At 37.9% G+C, this 10,646-nt stretch carries 1 protein-coding gene; it reads left to right on the top strand.

Annotation, left to right across the window (positions count from 1 at the left end; translation table 11 throughout):
* Positions 1 to 22: 22 nt before the first annotated feature.
* Entirely contained in the window at positions 23 to 10,645 is a 10,623-nt protein-coding gene (locus tag PTI45_RS10865; protein WP_069327599.1) for an SDR family NAD(P)-dependent oxidoreductase, read from the top strand.
* Position 10,646 lies beyond the last annotated feature (1 nt).

Below are 10,646 nucleotides of genomic sequence, written 5' to 3'. Positions count from 1 at the left end.
ATAAAGAAATGAGGTGTTAACATTGAATGAATCATTATCACATCTATACAAACAGATTGAACAAGGAAAGATAGATAAGATCGAAGGGGCTAGGCAATTGCAACAATTGCTTTCTAGTCATAATGAGCTTTCTACACCATCTATAGAACATCCTATCCATAAAAACTCTGCAAATGATGATGAGCTTCAAGATCAAGCCGTTCAGTACCTCAAAACATTGTTATCTTCGGTGTTAATGCTACCTGAACGACAGATTGAAGCAGATGCACCGCTCGAAAAATATGGAATAGACTCTATCATGGTTATGAAATTAACAGATCAGTTAGAAACTGTGTTTGGTTCACTCTCCAAAACATTATTTTTTGAATATCATAATCTACAAGAGTTAACAGAATACTTTTTAACATCACATCGTAAACAATTAATTCAGCTTTTGGACACCGGTAAAGGAAATCATTCCAACAAACAACCAGAACAGAACCCACCACGCGGTGCTTCTCTAGAATTAAGAAACACCAAGAATACAAGATATTCCAAAGTATCTACTAATCTTAAAAGTGTTGCTGAGCCTGCTAATCATGCTCTAACAACAACAGAGCATACGTCTTCCAAAGCACTCGATATTGCTATTATTGGATTAGCAGGGCGTTATCCTGAAGCAGAAGATATATCGCAGTATTGGGACAATTTAAAAAATGGAAAAGACTGCATTACAGAGATACCTCAAGAGCGTTGGAACTATAAAGTGCATACTGATATTCAACGTCCCGCTAATGAGGGTAAGGTTTCTGGTAAATGGGGTGGATTTATAAACGGAGTGGATCGTTTTGATGCACTCTTTTTTAATATTTCTCCGAGAGAAGCAGAACGTATTGATCCGCAAGAACGATTATTTTTAGAAAATGTATATGCGGCTATAGAAGATGCTGGGTATACTCGTACTAATTTAGTTCAATCCACCAATCAATCAAAAGTGAATAAAGTGGGCGTATATATAGGTGTCATGTATCAAGAATATCAATTGTATGGTGTAGAATCTCAAAAAATTCATAAAGAACCATTTGCATTGAATGGGAATCCTGCATCTATTGCTAATCGTGTATCTTATTACTTTAATTTTCATGGACCGAGTATGGTTGTTGATACGATGTGTTCTTCGTCATTAACGGCGATTCATCTGGCTTGTCAGAGTCTGCAAAAGCAAGAATGTGAAGTAGCGATAGCAGGTGGAGTCAATGTCTCTGTACATCCTAACAAATATGTCATGCTAACACAGGGGCATTTTTTATCCAGTAAAGGTAGATGCGAAAGTTTTGGAGAAGGTGGAGATGGATATGTTCCTGGTGAAGGCGTCGGCACAGCTATCCTCAAACCTTTATCCAAAGCGATAGCAGATGGAGATCATATTTATGGAGTTATTAAAGGAACATCGATTAATCATGGAGGCAAAACGAACGGCTATACGGTTCCTAATCCAAACCAGCAAGCAGAAGTGATAGATAAAGCAATACAAGAATCAGACATCAATCCTAGAAGTATTAGTTATATTGAAGCTCATGGTACAGGTACATCGTTAGGTGATCCTATTGAGATTGCTGGTCTTACCAAAATGTTTGATCGGTATACATCAGATCGTTCATTTTGCGCTATTGGTTCCGCCAAATCGAATATCGGACATTGCGAAAGTGCAGCAGGAATCGCAGGCATAACCAAAGTATTACTGCAAATGAAGCACCGTACACTTGCTCCGTCTATTCATTCACAACCGGCTAATCCTAATATCGACTTTGCTAAAACACCTTTTATTGTGCAACATCAATTAAGTGAATGGAAGCGTCCTGTGATCGCAATAGATCATGTGATGACTGAAGTTCCTTTGACTGCTGGTGTGTCTTCATTCGGTGCAGGCGGTTCCAATGCTCACATTGTGATTCAAGAATATAGATCTGCCCCTGTCGCACAACAATTAATTACACCTGTACAACCAGTAATGATTATATTATCTGCCAAAAACGAAGAACGATTAAAAAAGGTAGTGCTACACTTACACGATCATTTAATACAACAAACGTATACAGATCAGCGTTTGGCTGATATTGCTTATACTTTATGTACAGGTAGAGAAGCGATGGATTTTCGTTTGGGCATTGTAGCTTCTTCGATCACTAATCTTATTGATCAGCTTCAAGACTATGTAGAATCGGAACATGTTCCTTCATCGGTATACTATGGTGAAATACAGAATGATAGGCCTGCGTTACCTCTTTTATCTAATGATGAAGATATGGTAGCCACTATTCAGCAATGGATTGAAAAAGGGAAGTATTCCAAACTGCTTGAATTATGGGTTAATGGGATAGACTTGAATTGGGATACAGTATATTCAACTGAAAAATTTCAAAAATTAAGTTTACCTACGTATCCTTTTGCCCGTGATCGTTACTGGATTCCTGAAGTCGAAGAGACGTGTAAATCAGAAGTAGAATCGATGTCTGGCTCTCAATCTGTACTTCATCCTTTAGTTCATACCAACACTTCCAATATGAGTGTGCAAAAATATACGACAGTATTTGAGAGTGATGAATTTTTTATAGCAGATCATCGTATAGGAGATGAGCCTCTTTTACCAGCAGTAACGTATTTAGAGATGGCAAGAGCTGCTGTCGAGCAAGCTATTGATGGAACAACAGCACAAGGGTACTCGGTATCTTTGCAACAAACAGTATGGAAACACCCGCTTGTGATTCAACAAGTAGCTACTTCGGTACACATTGCTTTATTTTCAGAACAGGAAAATGTCATTCGTTATGAAATATACACGCAATCTGACCATCTAGCCGAACCGATTATTCATTGTGAAGGGAACGCTATAATTGAAGCTATGCCTATGGATCAACCATTATTCGATATTCATCAGATCCAAAAACGATGTCAGATAAAAGAGTTTACAGCTGATACATGCTATAAAGCTTATCGTCAATTGAATATGAATTATGGAGAACGTCATCAGACGATTCATCATCTATATGCAGGATCAAATGAATGGTTGGCACAGCTACAGTTGCCAGAAGAATTACAACTTAATAGCGAAGATTATGTACTTCATCCTGCAATGTTAGATGGAGCTTTGCAAACTTCTATTGGTATATGGTTAGGTAGGGAGGATCAATCCCAAGAGCAAGAGACATTTTTACCGTTTGCTTTGGAACAGATAGATATCTATAGTCCAACAACGTCAATGATGTGGGCACATGTCTATCAAGATGAATTTGTACAATCTTCTATATCCAAGTTAAATATTGATCTGATGGATCATACAGGACTTCTTTGTGTAAGATTACAAGGTTTAACAAGCAAAGCGATACGCAATGAAACAGCTATGTTACTTTCTCCAAAGTGGGAAGAAAAAGAGATTACCCATCGATCAGATGCCGACAATGATAAATATGATCAGTATATTATTATGCTTTGTGAGCCGGATTTAGAATTGGCAGAACAATTGAAGATGCATGTACCTCATGCTCAGTGCATTTCTTTATTACCGGTTCAGGTAGCACATGTTGCCGAATCAATCATTTCGATAGATCAACGATTTAAGCAATTAGCTACGCAAGCCTTTAAAGAAATAAAGCATATTTTGCAAATGTATAAAGAAGATCGTATTTTGGTTCAAATGGTTACTGTTCGTGAGAATTCTCAACAATCGCATACTGCTCTTATAGCATTACTCAAAACAGCTACATTAGAAAACCCAAATATAAATATTCAAATGATAGAGACGCAACCATCTCTGACAACTGCGCAAGTCATAACACAATTGCAAGAAAATCGGTATAGTATAGATCAACATATCCGATATGAATCTCAACAACGTTATACCCAATCTGATTATGAACAGATTATTATACCGAAAAAGACTACTCGCTCCCCATGGAAAAATGGCGGAGTTTATTTGATTACCGGTGGCACAGGTGGGTTAGGAATGATTTTTGCGCAGGAGATTATACAACAAGTTGAGCAACCCACACTTATTTTGACAGGTCGAGCAGAGAGTATAGCTGAACCTCTACTTCACTCTTTACGATTGAAAGAAGCAGTGGTGATATACAAACAGCTTGATCTAACTCAACTGACAGCTGTACAACAATTAGTCACATGGATTACTCAGCAATATGGATCACTAAACGGTATTATTCATAGTGCGGGTATGACTCAGGATAATTTCATTATCAAAAAAACAGAAGAAGAGTTTAATCAAGTGCTAGCTCCAAAAGTCACAGGTACTGTCCATTTGGACTTAGCTACTCAATCTATACCATTAGACTTTTTTGTATTATTTTCATCGGTTGCCAGTGCATTCGGTAATGCAGGTCAAGCTGATTATGCAACAGCAAATGCTTTTATGGATCAATATGCTACCGATCGTCATCAAAAAGTATTATCTGGACAATGTTCCGGTCAGACAGTGAGCTTTAATTGGGGTCTGTGGTTAGAAGGTGGCATGCATCTTGATCAGGATACAGCACAGTTTTTGTATCGTACCACAGGTATGAGACCATTGCCTACGGTTACTGGTTTAGATCTTTTTTATGCAGGCATGGCATCAAATCAATCTCAAATCATCACCCTATATGGTAATCAAGCTCAGTTATCATCAACATTATTATCCCGAAAAAAGGAAGTTTTCTCTGTTGCGAAAATAACAAATGATAAGGTCGAAAAACAAATACTACACACCATTTCTACTATTCTTAAAGTAGATTCTTCTGAACTGGATACCGAAACAGAATGGTCAGAATATGGTTTTGATCAGACGATGTTGACCGATTTATCTCATCAATTGAATCAGACTTTTCTATTGAAATTAACCACGTTAACGTTTGTAGAATATACCACAATTCAGCAATTAACGAATTGGATCGAATCTACAATGATGATCTCAGCACCAACAGATACAAATAGAGCAGTAGAACAACCCTATAATCATTCATCTGAAAAACAATCTACTGAAGCTGTAGAACCATCCATGGATCTAGAATCTGCAACCATGATGTATTTAAAGCAAACATTGTCTAGTGTTCTTAAGTTGTCGGTAGAACAGATCGAAGCCAATGCTCCAATGGAAAAGTATGGAATAGATTCAATTACGACACTACAATTTACAGAACAATTAGAGCAGACATTTGGTCGATTATCCAAAACTTTATTGTTTGAATATCAGACATTGTCAGCATTAGCAAAATATTTAATCAAAGCTCATTCTGCTATTTTGAATAAACAATTTAACACCAAGAGACCAAAATCATCATCTGTTGCTAAAGTAGAGCCTTCATATTCAGGTCAATACAGAGATGCAGGACAAGAATCTTTACCCAATATCCATTCTCGTTTCAAATTTGCTTATTCTGCAAACCAGCCTGCAAAAGAACGTGAAACAGATATTGCTATTATCGGATTATCAGGTCGATATCCTCAGGCAGATCATTTGGATCAATACTGGGAAAATCTAAAACACGGAATAGACTGCATTACTGACATTCCTGAGAATCGGTGGAATCAACACTCGATAGGCTCTACATCCTCAGAGAATATCATTAAGGGTGGATTTATGAATGGAGTAGATCAATTTGATCCACTATTTTTTAATATTTCGCCTAAAGAAGCAGAGATGATGGACCCGCAAGAACGATTATTTTTACAAACGGTATATCAAGCAATAGAAGATGCAGGATATACCCGACAAACACTGGGTAATGCTAACGACTCCAACTCTAATGAAAATAATGAAGTAGGCGTCTACGTAGGTGTTATGTATGAAGAGTATCAATTGTATGGAGCACAAGCGCAAGCGTTAAGTCATAGTTCAGTAGCACTTAGTGGAAATCCTGCATCTATTGCGAATCGTGTCTCATATTTCTGTAACTTTAATGGACCGAGTATGGCTATAGATACGATGTGTTCTTCATCGTTAACAGCCATTCATTTGGCTTGCCAGAGTCTTATTACTCAGGAATGTTCCACCGCTATTGCAGGTGGTGTGAATATCTCTGTTCATCCTAACAAGTATCTGATGCTGAATCAGGGTGGATTTCTTTCTAGTCAAGGCAAATGTGAAAGCTTTGGGGCAGGTGGTGATGGTTATGTACCTGGAGAAGGTGTAGGAGCTGTTGTACTCAAACCACTATCTGTTGCTCAGGCAGACGGTGACCATATTTATGGAATTATTAAAGGGTCGGCAATCAATCATGGTGGGAAAACCAATGGTTATACCGTTCCTAATCCGGTTGCTCAGTCTCAAGTTATTCAGAAAGCATTTGACCGAGCAGGAGTAGAACCAAGAACAATTAGCTATGTAGAAGCGCATGGTACAGGAACGACACTAGGTGATCCTATTGAGATAGCCGGATTAAACGCCGTTTATCAGCAAAATACAGAAGAAGAGCATTTCTGTGCTATAGGTTCAGTGAAGTCTAATATTGGACATTGTGAAAGCGCCGCTGGTATCGCAGGATTAACTAAAATTCTATTACAAATGAAGCATCAACAGCTTGTTCCTTCTTTGCATGCAGATGTATTGAATCCCAATATCGACTTTAATCATATTCCGTTTGTTGTGCAAAAAGAATTATCAGAATGGAAACGACCTTTACTTGGGGAACATGGTCAAAAGCAAGAAATACCTAGAAGAGCAGGTCTTTCTTCTTTTGGAGCTGGCGGTTCGAACGCTCATCTTATTATCGAAGAATATACAGTACATCAAGACATCACAGCAGTTAGTCATTTACCTGAAAATGATCCTGTACTGATTGTATTATCTTCCAAAACAGTATCACAACTGCGCTTACAAGTAGAACAATTGTTGGAGACATTAGAGACCGATCGTTCAGCATATCGTCTACAAAATATTGCGTATACGTTGCAGATGGGTAGAGAAGCAATGGAAGAGCGCTTAGCATTTGTCACTCATTCGCTATCTGATATGCAAGAAAAATTAAAATCTTATTTACAATCAACTACCCAATCTCACTCCTATCAGCTATATCGAGGGCATACTAAGCAGCATAAAGAAATGTTATCTATGTTGTCTTCAGATCTTGGATTTGAGAATATGATTGCTTCGTGGCTAGAGCACCATCAATATAATCAATTGTTGGAATTATGGGTTAAAGGTCTAGCTATCAATTGGAAATTACTTTATGTTGATACACAGCCACAACGTATTGCTTTACCTACGTACCCTTTTGCAAAAGAAAGATACTGGGCTCCAGATGATCTCATGTCTAACAGTTCAATCGTACCGACCAAAGTGCAAAAGATATCAGAAACACCTGAACGAACATCGATCTTCTACAGCAAGCATTGGCAAATGAGTCCTATGGTTGAATCATTAACTAACAAGGTTGTAGTACCTTCTAATCAACATGTTGTGATTTTAATGAATGATCAGACAGGAACTTTAGGAGATCATTTATCTTCTGCGATTCCCCATTCTTTGATCTGGCATGAAGATGAGCTGGAGCATAAGCTGTTGAATACAGATGAAGAAGTAAAATCCATTACAAGCGTTATTGATCTCACGGGATGGACAAACGATATTACAAGTAATAGTACAATTCAGCATACATTACACAACGGTTGGTTACTATGGCTTCAACGTTGGATCGAAGTCCATCAGAAGACATCGATCACTCTATTACAGGTGACCAAAGGATTAGAATCTTTTCAAAATACATCTATACATCTTCAAGGAGCGGAACGTGTAGGACTATACCGAATGTTACAACATGAATATGCTCATGTACGTTCAAGACATATTGATTTTGATGTTAATGCACTAGAAGAGAGTACAGCTTTTGCGATTGTTCAAGAGCTGTTTTTGGATTCTCCAGATGTGGAAGTTTGTTATCGTTCAGAGCAACGTTGGGTAGCGTATCTCAAGCCAGAAGAAAATATCTCTAATTTTTCTGCTCATAATGCCCAACATCTTTCATTTTCTCAAGAACAAGTACTTTGGATTACAGGAGGAACAAGAGGTCTAGGCATGTTATGTGCTCAGCATTTTGTAGCTCAGTACGGAGTGAAAAAGCTTGTATTAAGTGGTCAAGAACTATTACCACCAAGAGAAGAATGGCATGTATATAATACTCAAAATTCGAAAACAGCAGAAAAAATAAGATCGATTGTACAGCTTGAAAAACAAGGTGTACAGGTCTATGTGACTTCTGTAGATTTGACATCTGTTCAAGAACTACAGAAAGTCATCCATGAAGTCCATTCAGTGTTAGGTTCTATAGGTGGTGTTATCCATTGTGCAGGTACAGCTGATCCCATAAATCCAGCCTTTATTCGCAAAGATATAGAGTCTGTAGAATCTGTGATGAATCCTAAAATACAGGGATTGCATACTTTGTATCAATGCCTACAACAAGAACCTTTACAATTCTGGATATTATTCTCGTCAGTTGCAGCGATTATTCCATCTCTGGCTGTTGGACAAAGTGATTATGCTATGGCAAATGCGTATATGGATTATTTTGCTGAAGCACATACAGGTTCATATCCGATCTACAGCATTCAATGGCCCAGTTGGAAAGAAACAGGATTTGGCGAAGTTAAAAGTAAACCTTATGAGCAAACAGGATTACTTAGTATGACGAATAAAGAAGGATTACAGTTACTTGATTACATTATCAATAGATCCAAAAACAGAGTGATATTGCCTGCAATCATCAATCAAGAGATTGCTCAACCATCTCTATGGATGAAATATCCAAAGCCTATACTCTCTAATCAGCTAATATCAGAACAAAAAATTAAATCTGATCATACGGCTACACCATCCATCACTATGCCTGAGTCTGATAAGCTACATCAAATGACTTTGAGCTGGTTAACAAAGCTAATTGCACATGAGTTAAAAGTAGATGTTACGCGATTAGATGATCGTACACCGTTTGCTGAATACGGAATAGATTCTATTTTATTGGCTCAAATTATTACAACATTAGATCGAACCCTACAAGGTACAGCAGTAGACCCAACTATGATGTTAGAGTATCCTACTATTCAACAATTGGCAGAGCAATTGGTATATACGTATCCATTAGAGTTAGTTACTTTATTCACAAATGATAAAAATATAGTACATGGACAAAGTTCAACATCGGCTAATATTGAACAATCACAGAATGCATCTATTTCTGCTTCACAGGAACCACAAGAGTCTAAGCAAAAGATTGCGGTGATCGGTATAGGTTGCCACTTTCCAGATGCCGATGATCCGTTGCAATTTTGGAATAATTTAAAATTAGGAAAAGATAGTATTCAACAGGCACCTGCTTCTCGTCAGAGTCAGAAACAAACAATGACTCATCCAAATGATTCAATAACTCATGCACGATATGGTGCTTTTTTAAAAAATATCGATGCATTTGATCCTGCTTATTTTGGTATAAGCGAAGCATTGGCGGTGCAAATTGATCCGTTGCAACGTCAACTATTAGAAGTAAGTGTCGAAGCAGCTATGGATGCTGGCTATACCAAAAATCAGTTATCCAATACACAAACAGGTGTATTTGTAGGATCACGTACCAGTAACTATTCTTCTAAAGTCAATCGTACAGCTAAAGATACGATTGTCGGTATTGGACAAAATTTTATCGCAGCGCATCTAGCTCATTTTTATAATTTGAAAGGGCCTAATCTGGTTGTAGATACTGCTTGTTCTAGTTCACTGACAGCGATTCATCTAGCTGTACAAAGTATTCAAAATGGAGAATGTGAATTGGCTTTTGCTGGGGGTGTCGATATTTTATTAGATGAAGTTCCTTTTGAAACCTTAGGGTCAGCCAATGTATTATCAACTGACTCACGATGCAAAACATTTAGTGCAGAGGCAGACGGGATAGGATTAGGAGAAGGTTGTGGAGTCGTAATGCTAAAACCGCTTAACCAAGCGATTGCAGATCAAGATCGTATTTATGGTGTGATTGATGGTAGTGCCTTAAATAACGATGGAAATACGATGGGAATCACAACGCCCAATCCAGAAGCACAGAAAGAACTATTATACAAAGCAGTACAGAATGCGAATATTGATCCTTCAACGATTAGTTATATAGAGACACATGGTACTGGAACATTAATTGGTGATCCGATTGAATTGAAAGCATTAACAAGTGTTTTCTCAGATGTGACAGATCGTCAGCAATTCTGTGGAGTGGGTAGTGTAAAAAGCAATATTGGCCATTTATTAAGCGCCGCTGGAGTCGCTAGCTTTATTAAAGTGTTACTTTCTCTAGTGCATCAAGAGTTACCACCTACACTTCATTGTGAAGTACCTAATCCAAGATTTCGATTTGAGCAATCACCGTTTTATATTGTGCAACAACATCAGAAGTGGAGGAATGAACAAGGCATTTTACGTGCGGGTATTAGCGCATTTGGATTAGGTGGCAATAATGCTCATATTCTTGTGAGTGATGAAGGAATTCCTGCTTCTTACCGTCGCCAGTTGCCTTTAGTTTATTCTAATGTTGGCTTTGATCGTCAACGATACTGGCCTACTGAATACCAAGACTATCCAAAATCAGAAGTAACATCTGACTTTTTTGACGTGATTAAAGTTGGCGAAGGGAGTCAATAGG

Source organism: Paenibacillus nuruki (assembly GCF_001721045.1).
In the GTDB taxonomy this organism is placed as follows: Bacteria; Bacillota; Bacilli; order Paenibacillales; family Paenibacillaceae; genus Saccharibacillus; species Saccharibacillus nuruki.
This window is presented reverse-complemented; position numbering and strand designations above follow the sequence as displayed.